We start from the raw sequence: 24,011 nt of genomic DNA on the forward strand, positions 1-24,011 counted from the left end.
AATTTGGCAGCTGTTCTTTTAAAAACCAGTCAAGCTGTGCCTATATTTGTTTTAACACTAATGTAACAGCGGCATTGGTTGAACTTTGCATTGATATTGTACTTGCAGTAAAACTTGTTACTTTCCATTTATTGTTCAATAATAAAAACGAGGCATTACCCGAAAAATTTAGATTCAGAAAAACATCTACTTGTGAACTTACCGCATAGGTACCATTTACAGTGGTATTCAACAAATTTACAGCAGATACCGACAAATTATTGGCAAAATCCACTGTATAATCTTTATAATTCGTTGCTGAGTTCACTCCTGCGCTCACAAATGAATCTACTTTAAACTTTCCGTTGACAAGGATGGCTTCCAGTTTTTTCGAATTTTCGACAGCTGCTTCCATCGCTGCATCCGTTTTTAGAGAAGCAGTTATGGCGGCTTGCAATTCGGCGTCACTTGAAATCGTCAGTTTAGTTCCATCAGCAATTGTCACTGAAATTGGGTACTTTACCGAATACAATTCTGTGCTGCTTACATTGGACATATACGCATACAATTGCTGTTCGGATGTAATCACGACACTTCCCGTTTGTTGCAAGCTTAAATTATACGTTAAAATTGTAATGGGGAATGTAATATTTACCGAAGAAATGGCATCTTCACCTGAGGCTTCCGCCGATGTACACGCATTAAGAATGGCATTATACTCCGTTTGGTTATTAACCGTAGCCTCGGTATAATTACTCAATTTAACTTTGAAAGGAAATTGCAACACAACCGTGTCTTGGTCATTGTTGAACTGTCCAAAAATGGAAATAACTTGTTGGTAATCCAATTGACTCAAAATAGAAACTTGAACTCCGTTTACTTTGGCACTAACAGGCAATAAAATGGAAGAACATGATGCTCCATCCAAGAAATCATCAAATGAACCATCATACATGGAAGTACGTTCCAGGTTATTGGTTGTGGTCGAGTTGGCTGAATTCGTATTGGGATTTTGTCCCTGTACGTCATCGATTTCACTTTGGCATGATGTAAAACAGATTAGTATCATCAATGCAACTCCTGTAATGGTTTTCAAATTTTTCATAATTTTCAAATTTAGTATATTTTTTATTTTCACAAGCGATGTTTTCACCGCCTTTCTGTAAGTAAGACAACTACCTCCCTTTTTACCCTACCAAAATTTTACAAAAAATCTAAAATTTTACAAATAAATTCACAAAAAACTAAAAAACAGCAAATTACATTTTAAAATATTTTTTATGAAAAAGGAGTTATAATTAACTCAACTGCTTTTTGAAAAAATAATTTACTTTTACAACCTACACAAAAAAGAATAGATACCAAATGAGCGACGAAAACAGTAAACTTTGCGACGAAAATCACTTTAGGGATTTTTACTTGAAGCACGTGCAATCGGCCAATAATTTTGCGTATTACAAATGTGGCGATGATGAAGCGGCATTGGATTTGGTGCAGGATGCCTTTGCCAAAATTTGGGAGAATTGTTCCAAAATCGACTTTGGTAAAGTAAAAACCTATTTGTTCACCAGCATCAACCATTTATTCCTGAACAACGTAAAGCATCAAAAAGTGGTATTGAGATATGCCAAAGACGCACCCAATTTGGACACCAACAATCAAAGCCCCGAATATTTATTGGAAGAAGAAGAATTCAAGCAAAAACTGGCAAAAGCCATAGCCTCTTTAAGCGAACCACAACGAGAAGTGTTTTTGTTGAACAGGATAGATGGAAAAAAGTACCGGGAAATAGCCGAGTTACTCGACATTTCGCAAAAAACAGTGGAAAAAAGAATGTCGGGAGCCCTGCAAATATTAAGAGCCCAAATAGAAAATATTTAATTAGTCATTAAACTGTAGGGTAATCTTAAAGTTGGTTGTCTTATTAACATAGAAGTCGTATAATGAAAAACGAGAAAGAGATATTAAAATGGTTGAATAATGAGCTTTCAAGCCAAGAAATGGAAGATTTAAAACAATCCGAAGATTTTGATACACTTGAAAAGATTGCCCATTATGCATCACAATTGGAAACTCCAAAAGTGGATGCCCAAGCTGCTTTGGAAGCCTTCAAGGCCAGAAACCATTCCAAAAAGAAAACAAAAATCAGGACTTTAAACTTCAAGACATTCTATAGAGTTGCCGCAGTTTTGGCCATCATGTTAACCTCTTCCTATTTCTTGTTTTTTAACAACATCAAATCTTTTGAAACCCAAATAGCACAAACAAAAACAATTACACTACCGGATAATTCCGAAGTGATATTAAACGCTGCATCCAAATTAAGTTTCAACGAAAAAAAATGGGCTGACAAAAGAGCTTTAACATTAGAAGGGGAAGCCTATTTCAAGGTACAAAAAGGACAAACTTTCAGCGTAAACACCGCTACCGGAATCGTCAAAGTTTTAGGAACACAGTTTAATGTAAAAGAACGCAAAAACTATTTTGAAGTCAATTGTTACGAAGGTTTGGTGAGCGTAACGTACAACAATGAAACCGTCAAATTACCTCCCGGAAAAACCTTCCGAGTGATAAACGGCACTATCGAAAATCTGGAAGATTTCGATGCCAAAAACCCTTCTTGGATCCAAAAGGAATCTAGTTTTAACAGCATTCCACTAGACCAGGTGATTGCGGAATTGGAACGTCAATACGACATAAAAATCAAGCTTGAAGGCGTGGACACCTCAAAACTGTTCACGGGAAGTTTTACGCATACCAATGAAAAAATAGCGCTTCAAGCCGTTACAATACCTCTAAAATTAAGTTACAGGATTCAAGGCAAAACCATTATTTTTTACAATTATGATGCTAAATAAATGGCTGATTTCTTTGTTGCTCTGTATCGGATGTATTTGTCATGGACAAAATACAGCCAAAAAAGTTCCTTTAACCGAGATTATCGTTTCCATCGAAAAACAATTCAACGTCAAGTTTTCGTATGCAGTTGAAGATGTCGCCAATATTGCAATAGAAAAACCAAATACTTCCTTTTCGTTACAGGAAACCATTGATTATCTGAACTCGAAAACACTCCTGAATTTCAAAGCCCTGGACAATCGATATGTCACCGTTTCGGTTATAAACAAAACAATATCGGTTTGTGGAATTGTTTTCTCAGATGAAAAAAAATCGCCACTAATAGGAGGTTCGGTTATTGTAAACGGTATTGGAAAAAGTACCGTCACGGATGAAAAGGGAAAATTTCAGTTCCAAAATATTCCAATTAATGCAACACTTACCATTTCCTATTTGGGTTTTGAATCCAGACAATTCACGGCAAACGAGTTGTTTTCGGCACAAAACAATTGCAAGGAAATTGTCCTTTCCACAAAAAATGAAGAGTTGAACCAGGTTTTAATTAAAACTTATTTGACTTCCGGATTACAAAAATACCTGGATGGAAGCACGGTTTTGAACACAAAAAAATTCGGCATTCTTCCCGGATTGATAGACCCCGACATTTTGCAGTCCATACAAGCGCTTCCCGGTGTAGAAAGTGCCAATGAAAGTATTGCCAATATCAATGTTCGCGGTGGAACCAACGACCAGAATTTAGTGCTTTGGGATAATATCAAAATGTATCATTCCGGTCATTTCTTTGGGCTTATATCTGCTTACAATCCCAATCTTACCAACAAAGTTGTCGTCAGTAAAAACGGAACAAGTGCTGAATATAGCGACGGCGTTTCCAGTACCATAAACATGCAAACCAAGGATGTTGTCAACAATGTTTTCTCTGGAGGAGGAGGAATAAACTTGATTAGCGCCGATGCCTTTTTAGAAATCCCAATAACCAAAAAATTGGAGCTTCATGTTTCAGGACGTCGCTCCATTACCGATTTGTTTGAATCTCCAACGTACACCAAATATTTTGAACGAAGTTTTCAAGACACGGAAATCAATGCGGATAGTGAACAGAATGACACCTCTTCCGATTTTTACTTTTATGACTATACCGCCAAATTACTTTTTGATTTGAATGAAAAGCATCAATTTAGAGCGAACATCATAGGCATCAATAACGCTTTGGATTATTCGGAACGTCTCACAAACTCAAACGAAACCGAATCTAAAACCAGCAATTTGTCACAGAAAAATATGGGATACGGAGGAAATTGGAAAGCGCAATGGAATCCAAAATTAAGCACCAATTTCATTACTTACTTTTCGCAATACAATATTGATGCCAGCGATTACAGGGTGGAAACCGACCAGCGCTTGACTGAAGCCAATGAGGTTCTGGAAACGGGAACAAAACTAAACGCCCATTACAAATCCAGCGACAACTTAAATTTCTTGTTGGGTTACCAATTTAATGAAACCGGAATGCTGAACCAAACCACCGTTAGTGCCCCGTTTTATTCAAGCACCAAAAAAGATGTTTTGTTGAATCACGCCTTGTTTTCGGAGGTGGAATACAATAAAAAAAACACCTATTTGAGAGTTGGATTGCGTTTGAATTATTTTCAAAAATTTGAAAAGTTTTTGGTGGAACCAAGAATCAACATCAGGCAAAAATTATCAAATCAGTTTGCCTTGAAATTGGAAGGCGAATTCAAAAACCAATCCACTACCCAAATCGTGGATTTTGAAGATGATTTTTTAGGTGTGGAAAAAAGACGTTGGGTTTTGGTTACCGATAATGAAATCCCTATAGCGACGAGCAAACAAGGTTCTTTTGGTGTGGAATTCAATCAAAGCCAACTCAATATTGAGGCTACTGGGTTTTATAAAATTGTTGATGGAATTACGGCTTCCAACCAGGGTTTCTACAACAACTTTCAGTTTAAAAATGCACATGGAAGCTATACTGCCAAAGGATTGGAATTTTTGGCTAATAAAACAGCCCGTCAATACAGTGCTTGGGTAAGTTATACCTTCAGTACCAATAATTATGAATTTGATGCCTTCACCCCTGCTACTTTTCCCAACAATGTCGACATAAGACATTCAATGGGACTGGGATTGAATTACAACATATACAAAAATCTAAAAATAGCTGTCGGCGGTATTTGGAGAAACGGCCTGCCTTACACAAAACCGGTTGAAGGCGATGAAACGATACAAAACGGAAATACCACCATGGTAAATTACGATTCTCCGAACAGTGAAAATCTGGACAATTTTATGCGGTTGGATGCTTCTTTAAATTATAATTTCAATCTTTCCCAATTTGTCAAAGCATCCTTGACTGCGGGCGTAATCAATGTTACAAATCAAGACAATGTCATCAATCGTTATTACAAAGTCAATCCAAACGATTCCAATGATGCGGTTCAAGTGGACAACAAATCACTGGGATTGACGCCAAATATAAGTTTCCGGGTTAATTTTTAATGCTCTAAACCAATTCGTCGCCCAGTTTATTAAAAACATCATTCGGTTTGTAATTTTTATTTGAATATTTTTGATTTTGACCCAGTTTATAAATACAAAAAACCGCTTTAGAGTAAAATCTAAGTCGGTTTTTGGAATTGACAAAACTTGGATTCCTAATATTACTTATGTTTTTTTTTATTCTGCCCTTCATAGTCCTAAATAGCTACATAAATAAATAACCGCCATTGTCAATCCAAAAAAAAAAAATCCTTTCAAAGAGTACTCTCTGAAAGGATTTTGCAATGGCAAAAAGATTGTTTTATTCAGCCACAACTTTAAAATTACTGTTGAAATCTTCTCCGGTAACATTCAACACATAAATGCCGGATACTTTTTTGTCGGCAATATTTAAAGTAAAAAGGCCATTTGCATCAGAAACAATCTTTTCTCTAAGTACAATTCTTCCCATTATGTCACTTAAGGTAGCTGTCGCTTGGGACAATTTTCGCCCTGGAATATTGATGAAAATTTGGTCTTTTACCGGATTGGGATATACCGTGCCGCCAAGGTTATTTTGACTGAATTTTTCATTGCTCAAAACGGCTTGGTTGTACAAAGCCGTAACTTCTGGTGCGGTTAATGCGTAATTAAACATTTTAAGTTCGTCGAACAATCCTTTGTAAGGTGCCGGGGTAGTATTGGCGTACAATTCAAGTGCCCCGATATTGCCAATTACCAAATCGGTTGGCTCTCCAATACCCACTGATGTTCCTGTTGCATCGGCTCTCTCGCCAGTTAAAACACCATCAGTGTATATTCTTAATTTGGCTCCGGTAACATCTCTCACAATAACCACATTGACCCAAGCTCCATTATAATATCTAGTTGCTACTTGTGTTGAATTAAGTTCTGTTTTGTTTTTATCATCATCTATCGCAAATCGCAATTGATTGCTTTTAATCTCTACATTAAACCTCCTACCCGTCGCACCTGTTGTGGCATTTTTTGTCATCGATCCTTTGCACAATATGTAAGAACTTAACGCCACTGGACTGGTTGCCGGCAATAAACTGGCATCTGCCTTCATCCAAAATGAAACAGTAAAAGAATTATTGTCAAACAAAATTTGATCTTGGCTTGGAATGCTCACCATGAGCTTGTTGGGCGTCAATGTTGCAAAATCTATTGCTTTATCGGCTTTTCCAGCTACCCTCACCGTACTATTGTCGAAAGCCGCATCCAACTGTCCATTATTGGCATAACTTGTATTATCCGCGATTTGTTGCCCCTCGCCTGCCATTTCCTTGAATGGCCAATGCCCCACAAGTTCTGGAGTCAAGGCACGAAAATTCCACACATCGCCAGTCATTGTCCCTTTGGCATTAGTGGCATCTATCCTCCAATAATAAGTTATTGCCGGACTTAAACCTGTAAGCAGATACGATGGAGCGGCAACATAAGCCACATCTGCCAACTTGCTCAAGTTTAAAGGATCAGTGCCAAAATAAACCGCATAGGTTGTCGTGTTTGCACTACCCAACCATTTCACAGTTAAATTACCACCATTCAACTGAACAAAAGTAAATCCTGAACTTGGATTAGGTGTCGTTGCCTTGGTTGGCACCGATGGAATTGGAGGCGTGGTCAACGAAGCTACCTCGCTGTAAACAGATGATTCCGTGCCTTTAACGGCTTTAACTCTGTAATAATAAAGGGTATTCGGCGTCAAGGCAGTTTGGTTGTAGCTGGTAACGTTTGCCCCCAATGTGGCAATTTCCGTAAAATTGGTCCCATCGGTGGAACGTTCCAATACATAATTGGTTTCATTGGAAGCATTATCGTTCCAATTCACGGTCAAGGAACTTTCCGCCGGCACCTCTGTTGAGGCAACATTGGTAAAATTCACATTAGATGGTGGAATGAAAAAATCCGGTGGCGTTACATTTACCAGTCCATTGATGTAAACTTCAATATTCAAATAAGGCGCATTGGTGGTGCTTACCGCCAAGGCATCGGCAACATTTTTATTCAACCCATTGGCATCTTCCCAAGCATCTGGCATTCCATCATTATCTGTATCCAAAGGTGCTGGAGCACCATAAACATGTCCTGCTCCACCATTAGAGAAATTATATGGAGCTTTTGTCAAATCCGATTGAACATAAAGATAAGTTGCTGTTGTTCCTTTAGAGGCCAAATCAGAAACCATTAATTTATCAACCTGATCACGTGCTGGATAAGATGCTCCTACGCTTGCAACAACTTTATCAAAAGCATCTTGAGCCGTGAGTGTTGGATTTTTCATTGGATAATCATAAGGTGTTGCCAGAATGGAAGACATATCCTCTACAGGAAACCCTGTTAAATCCTGAGGAACTAAATTACCATCCAAAATTCCATTTTTGTTATTATCAAAATAATTCCCTGGCCCATATAACTTAAAACCTGCATTTCCTCTGTTGAAAGGACTTGAAATACTGGTACTTGTATTAGGACCTCCAATAAAATAATTATTGATAATATTTACATCTGAAGTACCGACAGAATCACCTCCCATAATATAGGCATCACCAGATTCGGTATGACCATACGTGTTTCCATAATTACCCCAATTGTAAACCACGTTGTTTACAAACTCATTAATACCTTTTATTTTATTGTTTCGCGTTTTATTGCAGATATATAAATTTCCGATTAAACTAACACTTCCTGCTGGTTGTACTAAACCACCCGCAGAGTGATTGTGGCGATGCATTCCTTGACCAATAATACTATTTTGAACGGTTATATTATTAATAGGCGTACCCTTGCCATCATCACTGATAGAAAACACTTCGTCTGTACCCCAAGAAAATGACATATGATCTAAAATCATATTGGCTCCGTTAGATATTCCTGAAGCGTCTTGGTTTTGAGTAGTTGCTCCAAAACGAATTCGAATATAGCGAGATATGGTATTGCTTGCTCCTGTAAAAGTAACTTTCGAACCTAAAAGTACAATTCCTTCTCCGGTTGCAGTTTGCCCAGCAATGGTCGTGTTTTTAGCTATCACTATTTGAGATAAGGTATTAATAATTCCTCCAACTTTAAATATTACAAATCGACCTTCTTGACTAACAGCGTCTCTAAAAGATCCTGGTCCACTATCATTCAAATTGGTTACCAAATAAATTTGGGGATTAGCCACACCCCTTGCTCCAGTGGTGTATCTACCAAAACCTGTAGCTTCCGGGAATGCCAATGTTTGGGCTTCCAATTCCCCAAAAGGAATCATCAACCCGCAAATCGTAAAAAATTTAAGCAGATGCTTAAATGTTGAAGTATTTTTTTTCATAAAATTAGCTGTAATTTGGTTATTAGTTAATGCTAGTTATCGCTAATTTAGTTATATACCAAATAGAGACTATCCTGTCCTGTCCTGTTCCGGATTTTTTATTATATCTACAAAAAAAAATTAAACACCAAGCCCTTTTTATTAATAAAAAAAATCCTTTCAGAGATTGCTCTCTGAAAGGATTTTTAAATTTAAAACCAGAACTTTTAAATTCCAGCAATTGCTTTTATTTCGTCTATAATTCGCAATGCCAAAGCATCGGCTTTTTCTTGTGAAGCAGCTTCAGTATAGATACGGATAATAGGTTCGGTATTCGATTTCCTAAGGTGAACCCAATTCTCTGCAAAGTCAATTTTCACACCGTCAATAGTCGTGATGTCTTCGTTTTTGTATTTCTCGGTCATGGCAACCAAAATAGCATCCACATCAATTTGTGGCGTCAATTCGATTTTGTTTTTGCTCATAAAATATTCCGGATAGGAAGCTCTCAAAGCAGAAACACTTATTTTTTTATAAGCCAAATGGGTCAAGAACAGCGCCACACCCACCAAACTATCACGACCGTAATGCAATTCAGGATAAATGATTCCACCGTTTCCTTCTCCACCAATGATGGCATTGTTTTTCTTCATCAATTCCACCACATTCACCTCGCCTACTGCGCTGGCTTGGTAACTTCCGTTATGAGAATTGGTCACATCACGCAAAGCACGGGAAGAAGACATATTCGAAACCGTATTTCCCGGCGTTTTGCTCAACACATAATCAGCGCAGGCCACCAAAGTATATTCTTCGCCAAACATTTCTCCGTCTTCGCAAATGAAAGCCAAACGATCTACATCCGGGTCCACAACAATTCCTAAATGCGCTTTTTCTTCGACAACCAATTCTGAAATGTCCGTTAAATGTTCTTTCAAAGGCTCTGGATTGTGAGGGAAATGTCCGTTAGGTTCGCAGTATAATTTCACTACTTCAACCCCCATTAATTCCAATAACTTTGGAATAATGATTCCTCCCGATGAATTAACACCATCAACCACAACCTTGAATTTAGCTGCTTTAACCGCTTCGATATCCACCAAAGGCAAGTTCAATACTTCATCGATGTGAATGTCCATATAAGCCCCGTTTTCAATAATTTCACCCAAATTATCCACATCCGAAAAATCAAATGCTTCCGCTTCGGCAATTTGAAGAATTTTTTCTCCTTCGATACCATTCAGGAATTCTCCTTTTTCATTCAATAGTTTCAAGGCATTCCATTGTTTTGGATTGTGGGAAGCGGTAAGGATAATTCCTCCGTCGGCACTTTCCAAAGGAACGGCAACTTCAACCGTTGGCGTTGTGGAAAGCCCCAAATCAATCACGTCAATACCCAAACCAACCAAAGTATTTACCACCAAATTATGAATCATTGGGCCAGAAATTCTGGCATCACGCCCCACAACAACTTTTAGATTCTTGTTGTCTTTGCCGTTTGTATTTTTTAACCAGGTTCCATAAGCCGAAGCAAATTTCACTGCATCTACCGGAGTCAGGTTGTCCCCTACTTTTCCGCCAATAGTTCCTCGAATTCCTGAAATAGATTTTATTAAAGTCATTTTTATTTACGATATTAGATTTTAGATTTACGAACGACAAATATAATAATTGGTCGTTTAAAATAGTCATTAAAAATCCCTAATTTGGTCAAATGAATTTTTTAGCCCACATATACCTTTCTGGAGACAATGATTTGATGAAAATCGGCAATTTTATGGCCGACGGCATCCACGGGAAACATTTTGACGCTTTTCCAATGGAAATTCAAAAAGGAATCATTCTGCACCGAGAAATAGACACTTTTACGGATGCACATCCTGTTTTTCGCCAAAGTACCAAACGACTTCACGCCAATTACCATCATTATTCCGGCATTATCGTGGATATTTTTTACGACCATTTTTTGGCAAAAAACTGGGAAAACTATTCGGATGAAAAATTGGAAGATTTCACGGAACGTTTTTACCAATCTTTAAGGGACAATCATAATTTTCTGAATGAGAAAACCCAAAAAATGCTGCCTTATTTAATTGCCCAAAACTGGCTGTTAAGCTATCAAACCATCGAAGGCATAGAAAATGTTTTGGCAAAAATGGACAATCGAATGAAACGCGATTCGAATATGCGATTCGCTATTGCTGAATTAAACACTTATTATACTGAATTCGAAACTGAATTCACTGCTTTTTTCGAAGAAATAAAAATACATTCAAACCAAAAAATACAAACTTTATAAATTTATGCCTTTCATCCAATCATTAGAAACAGCTTTTCAAAAAAACAGCGATTCTGAAAATGCTTCCGCAATGGCAAAATACATGCGAAATCATTTTCCTTTTTTTGGAATAAAAACAGCAGACCGAAGATTGATTTTTAAAACCATCTGGAAGGAAAACCAACAAGAAGTTACCCTAAACCCAAGAGCAATTGCCTGGGAGCTTTTCGCGAAACCACAAAGAGAATTACAGTATTGCGGCATTGAAATCTTGATAAAAGAACTCAAAAAAAATTACAGAAAAGAAGACATCCAACTCATTGAAAAAATCATTGTCACCAACTCTTGGTGGGACAGCGTGGACACGATTGCCAAATATATTTTGGGACACTATTTACTTGAACATCCATTGGAAACCGAAAATGTTATTGAACTTTTTTCGAATTCCGACAATATGTGGCTCAACCGAAGTGCGATTCTTTTTCAATTGGATTACAAACAAAAAACCAATTTCGACTTATTGAAATCGGAATGCGAAAAACATAAAACTTCCAACGAATTCTTCATTCAAAAAGCCATTGGTTGGGCATTGCGAGAATACGCCAAAACAAATCCTGAAGCGGTAAAGAACTATGTGATCCACACCAATTTAAAAAATTTAAGCCAAAAAGAAGCTTTAAAAAACATCCCGTTATTTTCAAATAGGTTAAATTTGTGACACTCTAAAGAAAGTAAAATGTTCAAAAAATACCTTTACAAACTTGAAAATCTGATTGCTTGGTCTCAAAGCAAAATCACGAACAAACAGTTTATTTTCTTGTCCAGTGTTTTGGTAGGTATATCGTCTGCTTTTGCAGTGATACTTCTAAAGACGTTTGCCCACAAGATTTTTACTTTCGCCGCCTATGTGACCAGTATTACAAGTATCTTCAAATACGGATTCATCAAGGGAATGCTGCCTGTAATCGGTATCATGCTCACCGTTTTTGTTGTCAAAAGATTCCTTGGAGGCTCGATAGAAAAAGGAACTTCCCAGATTTTGTATGCCGTTGCCAAAAAAGCGAGCATCATTCCCAAAAAACAAATGTATGCGCAAATCGTCACGAGTTCGCTTACGGTGGGTTTAGGAGGATCGGCAGGACTGGAAAGTCCCATCGTGATTACTGGAGCTGCTTTTGGTTCCAATTATGGTCAACGCTATAAATTAGGTTATAAAGACCGAACACTACTTATTGGCTGTGGTGTTGCCGCCGGAATTGCCGCGGCTTTCAACGCCCCAATTGCCGGTGTTTTATTTGCAATCGAAGTATTGCTTGTAGACGTGAGCATTTCTGCTTTTACCCCTATCATGATTGCCGCTGCAACTGGAGCCTTGGTTTCGAAAATTGCATTGGACGAATCAATTTTATTGACGTTCAAACAACAACAAACCTTTGATTACCACAATATTCCGTACTATGTGATACTTGGAATGCTTACTGGACTCATTTCGGTTTATTATTCGAGGAATTTTCAAAGAGTGGAATATATCTTTCATCATCTTAAATTTTCACCTTATAAAAAAGCATTTATTGGAGCTTCTCTTTTGGCATTATTGATTTTTATTTTCCCAACACTTTTTGGAGAAGGCTATGAAAGCATTAAAACCTTGTCTCAAAACGACCCTGGACAATTGCTTGAAAACACACTTTTTGACGATTTTAGAGACAATAAATGGGCACTCTTGATATTTATCGGTTCGTCAATGATGCTCAAAGTATTTGCCTCTGGACTAACTTTGGGAAGTGGTGGAAATGGAGGTAACTTTGCTCCTTCCCTATTTTTAGGTTCTTACGCTGGTTTTTTCTTTTCCACATTGCTAAACCTAACCGGTCTTACCAAGTTGCCTGTCAGTAATTTTACCATGGTGGGAATGGCGGGAATTCTAAGCGGTTTGTTTCACGCACCATTGACTGGAATCTTTCTTATTGCCGAAATAACGGGGGGGTATGATTTGATGATACCGCTCATGATAGTCGCTTCCTGTAGTTTTGCGGTTTCAAAACGTTTTGAAAAACACTCGCTGGACGTAAAAGGTTTGGCTAGAAAAGGACACGCATTTACCAGCAACAAAGACACTAATATTCTTTCTACTTTAGATACCAATTCCATCATTCAAACCGATTATTTGACCATTTCACCCGATGAAAACTTGAGTAAATTGGTGGACTTGATTTCGCATTCCAATCAAGTGATTTTCGCCGTGGTCGACAAGGAAAACAATATGTTGGGCATCGTTCATTTCAACGATATCAGGGAAATAATTTTCAATCAATATCGGGTAAAATTCACTTTAGTGAAAGAAATAATGAAAACACCTGTTGACATTATTTATCCATCCGACAATATGGGAACCGTGATGAATAAATTCGAAAAAGCCAAGGTTGCTTTTTTGCCAGTACTCAAAAACGGAAAATACCATGGTTTTATTTCCAAATCAATGGCACTCGAAGCATATCGAACAAAGTTGAAATCAATGACAATAGAATAAACTTCATTTGCTAAACAGCTGTTATGCCTACTTTAGAAGCCCTTTTTCTGCAACTTGAAAACGTAAAGGTCATTGACGATTCCATTCCGAATTCACAATACACGCCTTTGAATTTATCAATTTCAAATCCCGATTTATCAAAAATTGACATCACCGATTCCAAGATATTTGAAGACTTTATCGAGAATCACCTTCAAAAAAACAAGGCAAAAGTAGCTTTTGGAGGATACAATGAAGAACGGAATTTATACAAATCCAGTCTGATTTTTAATGATGACGAAAAAGAAGAACGTAACATCCATATCGGGATGGATTTGTGGATAAAATCCGGAACATCAATATTGGCTGCACTAGACGGAACAGTACATGGTTTTGACTTTAATGCCGGGAAAGGAAATTATGGACCAACCATCATCCTGAAACACTCCTTCGAAAGTCAAATTTTCTATACTCTTTACGGCCATTTATCCCTTGAAAGCATTGAAAACATTGAGATTGGCAGCATTTTCAAGAAAGGGCAAAAAATTGCGACTCTGGGAGATGCAACTGTAAATGGTGGGTATTCACCTCATTTACATTTTCAAATAATCAAAGAAATAAAGGATTATTTAGGAGATTATCCGGGTGTTTGCAGCAAAAAAGACTTGGAATATTATTTGGGTAACTGTCCCAATCCCAATTTATTATTGAAAATTCATTAGACAATTTTTAGTTTTCAATATTGCACAATGCATTTCATTGAAACCAAACAGATTATTATCTTTTTACAAAAATAGACTACAAAAAAAAAAAATACATTTCTCACAAAAGCTGAAAAAAATATATTATTTTTACCTCTAACTTTTTTTGAAATGACCACAAACGAAGACACCATCATTAAATTCTACACTGCTTTTTCCAATGGCGACGCCACTCAAATGTGTGAATGTTATCATCCCAACATTAAATTTAGTGATCCCGTATTTGGACTGCTAAAAGGCAAAGATGTTTGTAAAATGTGGAAAATGCTGCTTGAAAAAAGCAAAGGAAACATAAAAATAGACTTCTCGGAAATAAAGGCGGACGACTACAAGGGTTCTGCACGTTGGGTAGCCACCTACAATTTTAGTAAAACCAATAGAAAAGTGGTCAATTCAATTTATGCCCAATTCCAGTTTAAAGAAGGCTTAATCATAAAACACACCGATGATTTCGACATTTGGAAATGGTCCAAACAGGCTTTTGGATTGAAAGGAATACTTTTGGGTTGGACTGGATTTATGCAAAAAAGAATCCAAAAGCAAGCCCTTTCATCGCTAAACAAATACGAAAAATAAAACAATGCAACTCAAAGGGAATCAATAATTCACTGCAAAAGGCAAGTAATTTAATATTACAAAAAAAATAGATAAAAATCCATCAATAAACAGAAGGATATCGGGTCTTTTACCTGTAATTAGTCTAATTATTTGCTTAAATTTGAGTATTATTTCCAATACCTGAAATCTTAAATCATTACAATTAAATCTTTTCGGCAAAACCATAAAATTATTTAGTATTTTGTCAAGATTTTCAATAAAAAGCAAGCCGATTATAAAGGATAATAATTTTGAAAAATCCTAAATCGCGACATTATTAAAACGACATAATTCAAAAGCATAGAGCATTTATGAGTGACAAAACATCTAAAACCATAGAAGACGGGGAACATTTCGTATCTGCAATTGACATTAGCAAAAACATAAAAATGGAAGAGGAACTCAAAAAATCGCATTCCCTTTTGCAATCTATCATCGAAAACCAGGAAAACCTCATTGTTTTTTCTATCGATGAAAATTACAGGTATTTATATTTCAACAAAGCTCATTCAGATAGAATGAAATCTATTTACAATTTAGATATTCAACTAGAAATGAACATACTGGACTGTATTACTTTAGAAAATGATTTAAACATTGCCAAGAAAAATTTTGACCGTGCCTTAAAGGGAGAATCCTATTCAAACAAAAGCAAACTTGACGATTTTGGCATTACTTATTTTGAAAATTTCTTTAATCCAATTGTAATAAACAATGAAATTATTGGAATAACTTGTTTCTCCAAAAACAGGACAAACCATATTGCAATACCCAAAAAAACGGAAGAAGCATTAAGGGAAAACCAAGAAAAGTTGCAAGGAATTTTTAATGTAGCCAATTCAGGAATTCAAATGGTTGATAAAAATGGCCGTTTTTTACTTTTCAACGATTGGTGTTGCGACACACTTGGCTACACAAGAGAAGAATTCGGTAAATTGACTAATTTAGACATTACGCATCCCGATGATATTGAAAAGAGCCGACAACTTCTAAATGAAATAATAGAAGGCAAGATCAACAAATACCAAATGGAAAAACGCTACCAGAGAAAGGACAAATCCTTTTTTTGGGGCAAAATATCGGTGTCGGCAATCACGGATGAAAACGACGAAGTCACCAATGCCATTGGTGTTATTTCCGATATTACGGAACGTAAAAACATAGAAGAAAAGTTGATTGCAAACGATGCTTTCTTACAACAAACCCAGATTATTGCAAATCTTGGATCCTATTCCCTAGATTTAAGTACCGGAAAATGGACAAGTTCAGCAGTTCTTGACTCCATTTTTGGCATTGATGGCAATTATGAAAAATCGATTGAAGGATGGGAAACAATTATTCATCCTGAATGGCAAAAAACAATGATTGACTATTTCAACGATGAGATCATTTCCAAGAAAAAGGATTTTGACAAAGATTATAAAATCATTAGAATAAATGACAAAGAGGAACGATGGGTACACGGAACTGGGAAAATAATATACAACGAACTGAATGAACCCCAACAATTAATCGGAACAATTCAAGACGTCAGCAAACAAAAATACACTGAAGATTCTTTGCGCGAAAGCGAAGAAAAAATTCGAAATCTATTGGATTCCACCGACGGAATTGTATGGGAGGCCGATGCCACAACATTCAATTTCTCTTTTGTAAGCAAACAAGCAGAACGACTTCTTGGATTTTCGGTTGAAGAATGGTATAAGGACGGATTCTGGAAAAATCAGTTGCATCCAGACGACAAGGACAAAACCATTGAATATTGCACTTCCCAAACAAAACAAATGCTATCACACGATTTTACCTATCGTTTTATTGCAAACAACGGACAAGTGGTTTGGCTTAGAGACATTGTAAACGTGGTCGTTCAAGAAGGAAAACCACGGTGGTTGCAGGGCGTGATGTTTGATATTAGCAAGCAGAAAAAAACGGAAGAAGCCCTGCGTGAAAGTGAAGAAAAATACCGAAGCCTGGTAGAGAATTCTCCAGATGCCGTTGTTATTTACATCGAAAATAAAATTGTTTTTGTAAACGAGGAAGGAGTCCGCATGATTGGAGCCTCAAGCAAGGACGAAATAATAGGCAAACCTGTTTTGCAATTCATACATCCCGACAGTATGGAGAGTGTTATTCAAAGAATGATAGAAGTAATTCGAGACAGCAATGCATCAGATATTGTTGAAGAAAAATTTATTGACTTGCACGGGAACCCTATTTATGTTGAGTTAAAAGGAATACCTACTTTTTATGAACAACAAGAGGCTGTTCAAGTAATTATCCATGATATTACGGAACGCAAAAGCACGCAAGAAAAAATCAGGCAACTTTCACAAGCCGTGGAGCAAAGCCCAGTTTCGATCATCATTACAGATACCGAAGGCAACATAGAATATGCAAATCCAAAATTTACTGAAACAACAGGATACACTATTGATGAAATTACAGGAAAAAATCCACGCATATTAAAATCCAGCCATACCTCACCGAATGAATACAAAGAATTATGGCAAACGCTTACGGCTGGCAAAGAATGGCATGGCGAATTTCATAATGTCACTAAAAATGGAGAGTTATATTGGGAATCCGCATCCATTTCCCCAATCATAAATACACATGGCAAAACAACCCATTATATAGCCATCAAAGAAGACATTACCGACCGCAAAAAAGCCGAAGAAGAATTAATCCATGCCAAGGAAAAAGCAGAAGAAAGCGATCGTCTAAAACTGGCCTTCTTGGCCAATATGAGTCACGAAATACGTACGCCAATGAATGGCATTCTCGGCTTCACGGAACTGTTGAAATCACCAAACTTGTCGAGCGAGGAACAACAAGAATATGTTGGAATCATTGAAAAAAGTGGCATTAGAATGCTCAATATCATCAACGATATCATCAGTATCTCAAAAGTCGAATCTGGACAAATTGATATTACCCTTTCAGAAACGAACATAAACGATCAAATAGAATACCTGTACAACTTTTTCAAGCCAGAGGCAGCACAAAAAAGAGTTCAACTCATTATTAAAAACGCATTGCCTTCAGACGAAGCCGTCATAAACACCGATCGCGAGAAAGTGTATGCCATACTGACCAACCTTGTCAAAAACGCGCTTAAATTTACAGATTCCGGTTCGATAGAATTTGGTTATGCCAAAAAAGGGGATTACCTGGAGTTCTTTGTAAAAGATACCGGCTTGGGGATTTCAGGTTCCCAACAAAAAATAATTTTTGAAAGATTCAGGCAAGCCAACGACACCATTTCCCGCTCTCACGAAGGTTCAGGACTGGGATTGGCCATTTCAAAAGCCTATGTTGAAATGCTGGGTGGCAAAATTTGGGTAGAAAGCAAGGAAGGAAAAGGAAGTTGTTTTTATTTCACCCTAAACTTTGATTCCAAATTAAAATCAAAAGACAAAACTATTACCCCAAAAACGGTTGTTCAAGAAAATACCGAAAACGAAATTAAAGACTTAAAAGTGTTGATTGTAGAGGATGATCCAATATCAAAATTACTGATCACTATTGCCGTAAAACCTTTTAGCAAAGAAATTTTGAAAGTGGGTACCGGACTTGAGGCCATTGAAGCTTGCCGCAACAATCCAGATATTGATTTGGTAATGATGGACATCAACATGCCGGAAATGGGCGGTTATGAAGCCACGAAACAAATCAGGAAATTCAACAAAAACCTGATTATCATAGCCCAAACTGCCAATGGAATGCAGAGCGACAGAGACGAAGCGATTGCTGCAGGATGCACCAATTATATATCGAAACCCGTAAATATAGCCGCATTGGGTGAATTAATTAAAAAATATTTCGAAAAGTAATTAAAAAAGGAAAATTGGCCTGCCCTTTTGTGGCTTGAAGTTTTAAAGAAGATTAACAACTATTACAAAAAGTATAACAGTTAAAAATTCTAATAATGCCTATTCCTGAAACACCGGTTCAAATTAATTCGAACAAGAAGTTTTCCGTCAATGAAATTCTTCTGTTCATCGTATTGGCTTGTATTCTGCTTTACTTTGGAAAAACACTTTTAATTCCTTTAAGTTTTGCCATGCTCATCAGCTTCATTATGTATCCAGTATGCAAATGGATGGAAAAAAAAGGAATCAGCCAGAATATCGCCATTTTTATTTCCATTTTTGGTTTGATGTTATTTTTCGCATTACTTGTGTACCTTCTTTTTATGCAAATTGTGGAATTTTCGAATGAATGGGAAAATTTCAAAATAAAATTATTGGAAGCGGCAAACCAACTAAGTCTCTTTTTTGCAGAACAATTGGACTTCAGCATCGAAAAACAAACGGTATTTCTTGAAAATGTAATCAACAACTCGGGAACCGAAGCCATTTCATTGCTTAAAATCACGCTGTCTTCCATTTCTGAATCTCTTTTCTATCTGCTAATAATCCCCGTTTATTCGGTGCTTATTCTTTATTACAGACAGTTGCTAGTAAATGCACTTTATCAGGTTTTCCCGCCGGAAAAAAAACAAATCATACACGAAATCTTGGTCGAAACCATCCATGCTTATCATAATTTCATCAAGGGAATGCTTTTGGTTTATCTCATAGTGGGGATTTTGAATAGCCTTGGACTTCTGCTCATAGGCATACCACATCCTTTCCTGTTTGGTTTCATGGCATCCATCCTCACTTTTATTCCTTATGTGGGAATTATTGTTTCATCGCTTTTACCCATCATGATTTCCTGGATAACCTATAATTCCATTTGGTATCCAATAGGTGTAATTGTAGTTTTCAGTGTGGTACAAATTCTGGAAGCCTATATTATTTTCCCGTTTGCCGTTGGAGGTCGTTTAAAAATAAACACGTTGGTCGTCCTCATCATGATTATTGTGGGAGGCATTTTATGGGGAGCCGTGGGAATGATTTTATTCATCCCTTTTATAAGCATCGTGAAACTAATTGCCGACCGATCTGAAAGCCTTAAAATAGTCTCTTTGCTAATGGGTGAAAAAGAGAAAAAGAAGAAAAAATAATACTATGGCAAGTCAAAATCAAAGTCCCAATCGGCTTCTTTTTTATACCACAATTTCCCTTGCAAAACAGCTAAAGGACAGTCAAAATTATTGGTATACAAGGCTCCCGTTCCAAGACCTTGCGGCATCAAATTGTGTTGCAAAAAAGTCCATTGCGCGATGGCATTCAGTCCAATATTCGACTCCAAAGCCGAGGTAATCCACCAACCGATTTTGTACTTTTCGGCGAGTGAAATCCACTCTTTCGTGCCTCGAAAACCACCTATAAAACTAGGCTTCAAAATGATGTATTGAGGCTTGATTTTTTGCAATAAAGCTTCTTTTTCCTCTAATGAAAATACACCTATCAGCTCTTCGTCCAAAGCAATGGGAATTGGAGTGATTTTACACAGCTCTGCCATACTGTCAGTGTTGTTTTTTTGGATAGGTTGCTCAATACTATGTAATTCAAAACCAGATAATTGATTTAACTTATCTAAAGCTAAAGATACATCAAAAGCACCATTGGCATCTACCCGGATTTCGACTTGTTCAGGAGTGAAATATTCCCGAATATAACGCAACAATTGCAGTTCTTGGTCGAAATCTATGGCGCCTATTTTGAGTTTGACACAACGAAAACCAGCCGCCAGTTTTTCCTCGATTTGTTCCTTCATAAACGACTCTTTTCCCATCCAAACCAAACCGTTTATTTCTATGCTTTTTTCGCCATTTGTGAAGTCTGAAGGGAAGAGCAAAAAAGAAGTTTCGCTGGCCAAAGATCGGAACGCCATTTCCACTCCAAACTGTATCGAAGGAAACTCCATTAAAGCTTCCCAAAGTTGGTTTTCACCCAAGTGAATATTGTCGCAAGTCCATCGTAATTTTTCTTCATAATCCGGTCGGTCGTCTGCGCTTAATCCTCTCAAGATGCCGCACTCGCCTATTCCTTTTTTACCGTCTTTTTCCAAAACGATAAACCAGGTTTCTTTCTCGGTCATAACGCCTCGCGACGTCCCCGAAGGTCGTTTGAAATCAAGAATGTATTTGTGGTAGGTTGCTTTCAAAATAAAGAAGTTGTAAATAGTTGTCAACTCAAAAATTAACTAAATTATTCCTCTTGATTGATTTGCTAAATCTATGTTTTCAATGTTTGGGCGCAATGTGTGATTTATTGGTAATTGCACTTTATCAAAAGCAAGTGATTGAAATTTTCTAAATCCCGAATCTAATCCTACTTTTTTTGTAAATTAATTAAAATTACTTTTTCTATTATCAAGATAATTTAACACATAGTTTTTTGCTGTATTATCATCTACAAAAATATTACAATTATCACATTTTTCAATTTGATCAGTTCCGTCTTCTACTTTAGCTGAGCAATAAACTGTTGTTTCTATCCAACCTTTGTCTTCACAAGTATCACATTTGTATTTTGTCATTTTCATAAATATTAGTACCCAATTAAAACAATTCCTTTCAGCGGAAGTTGTAATCTTCCATTAATATATAGAGTTTCTAAAAACGCAAAAATACTTTCAAAATCATCTGTTCCAGCGTAAGTATTTCTAACGGCTAATATCAAATATTCAACAGAAGGCATCATACAAGCTTGAAAAACATCTTTTAAAAATTGATTATTCCTATACGCCCTTCCAGCTTCAACTTCTAAAACAATTTTCAAATCTTCACTAATCCCATCAGCATCAAAAAACTTATCTATTTTACTATTTAAACCAAAAAGCACAGGAACTCTAATTTTATCGTCCTTACTTTTACTTTTCTCAATAGTAAACCTTATAGACTCTAAATCAAGACGAACGATTTCTAAAACTTCATTACTACTATAATTAAACTTATGAGAGTCAATTAAAATATGATTTTTCTCGAAGCACAAAATAGCTTCTCTAACTTGGTCAGTTATTCCAAAAGAACGCGGAAATAATTGGTATCTTAATTTCATATTATTCAGTAATTTTTACATTAGGATTTTGGAACAATATTAATAAATCTTTAGAAAATCATTATTTACATTGATTTCAAAATTTTTCATTAAAATTTGGTTTGGAATTCTTGCCATAAAACAACAAAATTAAAAACAAAAAATCTATTTGTAATGTTCTATCATTAGAATAAATAATTTCAACAATTATAAATCAAAAAAACTCAACTATATCAACTCCTAATCCTCAAACAACCTCAAAACCCTGTCAAAATCGCCACTTGGCAATCCTGCCGTTTTGAAGGTTTCGAAATCCTGTTTTACTTTCTGTGTCCAACTGATGCTGTCGTTCACGTTTTGGGATTGGTATTTTTTGTAAATGGGTTTGGCTGACCTGAAATCCTTGTTCAACAAATAAGCATGTGCCAGATTCAATTGTATCAACAATTCCGAATCGTCGAGCTTCTCGCCTTCCTTGAGAAATTTGATTGCTTTTGCATATTGTTTGGTCAAGATGTAGGCCTTTCCCAAATTGTAATAATCATTGGCGGTCGGTTTTCCGTTAACCACAATAATACTTAATTTATCAATTGCTTCGCCGTATTTGCCTTGTTTTGCCAAATCCGCTGCTTGGTTGCGCAAATCCAAATAAATCTTTTCAGAAGCACCTATTTCGTTGAAACAAGCATTTCCGTAATCTTTGTAGGCTTTCGATTTTTCTATTGGCAGCAATTTTTGGAATTCCTGGAACTTGTATTCGTTTTGTATTTTATTCAACACGCAAACATAGAAGTCGTCGGAATTGATGATTTTCTTGGCCAAATCGGATGTTTTGCATTGGTTGATGATGAGCTTTCGGTTTTCCAAAGTCCAGCCACTACTGAGCCTGTAGTTAACCCAAGGCACGACTTCGAGAACTATTTTTTGTTTCATCACCCAATTTTTGCTTTCGAAACCAAACCACATCGCATTGGAATTCGGCAACAAACACAAGGATTTATCTATCGAAAGACGCTTGGCGTCCTTGCTCACGGCTTCTTCCTGTTCCAAACAGGCATTGTCTGTGTCGCCACTTTTTTTATATTCGGCAGCAGCAGCAGCATTCGAAAAGATGGCGTACTTGCATTTGTCGTCTCCCGAGATTTTGGACATCAAAAAAACGGCACCAGCCGAGCCTTGACTGATTCCCGTTGGGTCGGGAATGGATTTTAATATTGAAACCAAACTTCCGGCCATTTGTTGGTTTTCATCCAAAAGCGTGATCCTGAACACGACTTCGGTGGTTCCCACGGGCAAGTCTTCGGTTTTTATGACGATTCTTTCTCGTGCCGAAACAACGATTTCTTTCTTGAAAGCTCTTTCCTTGTCCCAATAACCATCTTTCTGGGCAAAAATGGAAGTGGATGAAATGCCAATGAATAGCACCAAAAATATTTTTTTAAAATTCATTTTGTTAGGTATTGATGAGTACTAGCCCTGATAGCAGTGGAAATCCTTTTTTCACGCTTTTTTGCGTGGAAAAAGATTGTAACGAATAGCAGGAAATAGCTCCTGAGATTGCCACGTTCCTCGCAATGACATTACAATTCGATGCTTTCGCCAATTTTAAGCAGCATCAAATCTTTTCCTTTGTCGAAAAACTTGCGGATGGATTCTTCGTGATTAATGACGATGTAGCCAAAAGTATCGTAATGAACGCCCAATATCTTGTCGCATTCGACAAAATCCGAAGCCACGATGGCATCTTCGACATCCATCGTGAAATTGCCTCCAATGGACAGGATGGCCAAATCGAGTTTGGTTCGCATCGGGATGAGTTTCATGTCCATCGTCAGGGCGGTGTCGCCGGAAATGTAGATATTTTTATGTTCGCCCTCGATGACAAAACCACCGGGATTGCCGCCGTAACTTCCATCGGGAAAGGAACTGGAATGCACCGCGTTAACGTATTTTACTTTTCCGAAATCAAAATCCCAACTTCCACCATGGTTCAACGGATGGTATTCGAAGCCTTTATTACCGTAATGTGTGGCCACTTCAAAATTGGACACGATAATCGCCTTTGTCCTGCCGGCAATGTATTCGACATCGGCAACATGGTCGCCATGGGCGTGGGTCAGCAGAATATAATCAGCTTCCAATTCATTGATATTGATGTGCGAAGCGTTTGGATTGGCAGAAATATATGGATCGACCAAAATACGCTTGCCACCCACTTCAATTCCCAAAGAGGAATGTCCGTAAAATGTTATTTTCATTTTAACATAAATTAAAAGTTAGG

18 protein-coding genes are annotated in these 24,011 nt (G+C 37.0%); 10 read left to right on the forward strand and 8 right to left on the reverse strand.

The features are described 5' to 3' along the window. Window positions 1-40 precede the first annotated feature (40 nt). Complete coding sequence (locus BUC16_RS14660; protein ID WP_073371554.1) at window positions 41-1,084, reverse strand: hypothetical protein; 1,044 nt, start codon at window positions 1,082-1,084, stop codon at window positions 41-43. A gap of 260 nt (window positions 1,085-1,344) precedes the next feature. Here BUC16_RS14660 and BUC16_RS14665 point away from each other — a divergent pair, with 260 nt between their 5' ends. The 3 genes from BUC16_RS14665 (at window position 1,345) to BUC16_RS14675 (ending at window position 5,358) form a co-directional block, all read left to right on the forward strand. Next, complete coding sequence (locus tag BUC16_RS14665) at window positions 1,345-1,860, forward strand: RNA polymerase sigma factor (protein WP_073371555.1); 516 nt, start codon at window positions 1,345-1,347, stop codon at window positions 1,858-1,860. A gap of 62 nt (window positions 1,861-1,922) precedes the next feature. Then, window positions 1,923-2,837: a FecR family protein gene (locus BUC16_RS14670; protein WP_073371556.1), complete on the forward strand. Its 915-nt coding sequence runs from the start codon at window positions 1,923-1,925 to the stop codon at window positions 2,835-2,837. Further along, the gene (locus BUC16_RS14675; protein WP_073371557.1) at window positions 2,824-5,358 is read left to right on the forward strand and encodes a TonB-dependent receptor; all 2,535 of its coding nucleotides are present in this window, start codon (window positions 2,824-2,826) and stop codon (window positions 5,356-5,358) included. The genes BUC16_RS14670 and BUC16_RS14675 overlap by 14 nt, the downstream gene beginning before the upstream one ends. Window positions 5,359-5,659: 301 nt before the next feature. On the opposite strand, the gene BUC16_RS14685 is transcribed toward BUC16_RS14675, so the two are convergent. Both BUC16_RS14685 and glmM read right to left on the reverse strand, forming a co-directional pair. Continuing rightward, window positions 5,660-8,674 carry a LamG-like jellyroll fold domain-containing protein gene (locus BUC16_RS14685; protein WP_073371559.1) on the reverse strand — a complete coding sequence of 1,005 codons (3,015 nt, stop codon included), beginning with the start codon at window positions 8,672-8,674 and terminating at the stop codon, window positions 5,660-5,662. Window positions 8,675-8,880: 206 nt separating this feature from the next. Further along, window positions 8,881-10,275, reverse strand: a complete 1,395-nt coding sequence (gene glmM, locus BUC16_RS14690; protein ID WP_073371560.1) for a phosphoglucosamine mutase — start codon at window positions 10,273-10,275, stop codon at window positions 8,881-8,883. A 92-nt stretch (window positions 10,276-10,367) separates the two neighbouring features. Between glmM and BUC16_RS14695 the strand changes: the two genes are divergently transcribed. The 7 genes from BUC16_RS14695 (at window position 10,368) to BUC16_RS14730 (ending at window position 19,809) form a co-directional block, all read left to right on the forward strand. Then, window positions 10,368-10,952, forward strand: a complete 585-nt coding sequence (locus tag BUC16_RS14695; RefSeq protein WP_073371561.1) for an acyl carrier protein phosphodiesterase — start codon at window positions 10,368-10,370, stop codon at window positions 10,950-10,952. A 4-nt stretch (window positions 10,953-10,956) separates the two neighbouring features. After that, the gene (locus BUC16_RS14700; protein ID WP_073371562.1) at window positions 10,957-11,649 is read left to right on the forward strand and encodes a DNA alkylation repair protein; all 693 of its coding nucleotides are present in this window, start codon (window positions 10,957-10,959) and stop codon (window positions 11,647-11,649) included. An 18-nt stretch (window positions 11,650-11,667) separates the two neighbouring features. Next, window positions 11,668-13,461, forward strand: coding sequence for a chloride channel protein (locus BUC16_RS14705; protein WP_073371563.1), 1,794 nt, complete (start codon window positions 11,668-11,670; stop codon window positions 13,459-13,461). 23 nt (window positions 13,462-13,484) lie between these two features. Further along, window positions 13,485-14,162: a peptidoglycan DD-metalloendopeptidase family protein gene (locus tag BUC16_RS14710; RefSeq protein WP_073371564.1), complete on the forward strand. Its 678-nt coding sequence runs from the start codon at window positions 13,485-13,487 to the stop codon at window positions 14,160-14,162. Between the two features lie 150 nt (window positions 14,163-14,312). Beyond that, a complete protein-coding gene (locus BUC16_RS14715; RefSeq protein ID WP_073371565.1) occupies window positions 14,313-14,777 on the forward strand; it encodes a nuclear transport factor 2 family protein in 465 nt (154 codons plus the stop codon). A 332-nt stretch (window positions 14,778-15,109) separates the two neighbouring features. Then, on the forward strand, window positions 15,110-18,631 hold the full coding sequence (locus BUC16_RS14725) for a PAS domain S-box protein (RefSeq protein WP_073371567.1): 3,522 nt from the start codon (window positions 15,110-15,112) through the stop codon (window positions 18,629-18,631). A gap of 95 nt (window positions 18,632-18,726) precedes the next feature. Beyond that, a complete protein-coding gene (locus BUC16_RS14730) occupies window positions 18,727-19,809 on the forward strand; it encodes an AI-2E family transporter (protein ID WP_073371568.1) in 1,083 nt (360 codons plus the stop codon). A gap of 2 nt (window positions 19,810-19,811) precedes the next feature. Here BUC16_RS14730 and BUC16_RS14735 read toward each other — a convergent pair whose 3' ends face one another. From BUC16_RS14735 to BUC16_RS14755, 5 genes are all read right to left on the reverse strand, one after another. After that, complete coding sequence (locus BUC16_RS14735; protein ID WP_073371569.1) at window positions 19,812-20,855, reverse strand: o-succinylbenzoate synthase; 1,044 nt, start codon at window positions 20,853-20,855, stop codon at window positions 19,812-19,814. A gap of 183 nt (window positions 20,856-21,038) precedes the next feature. Then, window positions 21,039-21,230, reverse strand: coding sequence for a hypothetical protein (locus tag BUC16_RS14740; RefSeq protein WP_141226169.1), 192 nt, complete (start codon window positions 21,228-21,230; stop codon window positions 21,039-21,041). A gap of 11 nt (window positions 21,231-21,241) precedes the next feature. Beyond that, a complete protein-coding gene (locus BUC16_RS14745) occupies window positions 21,242-21,751 on the reverse strand; it encodes a hypothetical protein (protein WP_073371571.1) in 510 nt (169 codons plus the stop codon). Between the two features lie 219 nt (window positions 21,752-21,970). Beyond that, on the reverse strand, window positions 21,971-23,179 hold the full coding sequence (locus BUC16_RS14750; protein WP_073371572.1) for a tetratricopeptide repeat protein: 1,209 nt from the start codon (window positions 23,177-23,179) through the stop codon (window positions 21,971-21,973). A gap of 131 nt (window positions 23,180-23,310) precedes the next feature. Continuing rightward, a complete protein-coding gene (locus tag BUC16_RS14755; RefSeq protein WP_073371573.1) occupies window positions 23,311-23,988 on the reverse strand; it encodes a metal-dependent hydrolase in 678 nt (225 codons plus the stop codon). Between the last annotated feature and the right edge of the window lie 23 nt (window positions 23,989-24,011).

Origin of the sequence: Flavobacterium fluvii (genome assembly GCF_900129545.1) — a bacterium.
Lineage (GTDB): Bacteria > Bacteroidota > Bacteroidia > Flavobacteriales > Flavobacteriaceae > Flavobacterium > Flavobacterium fluvii.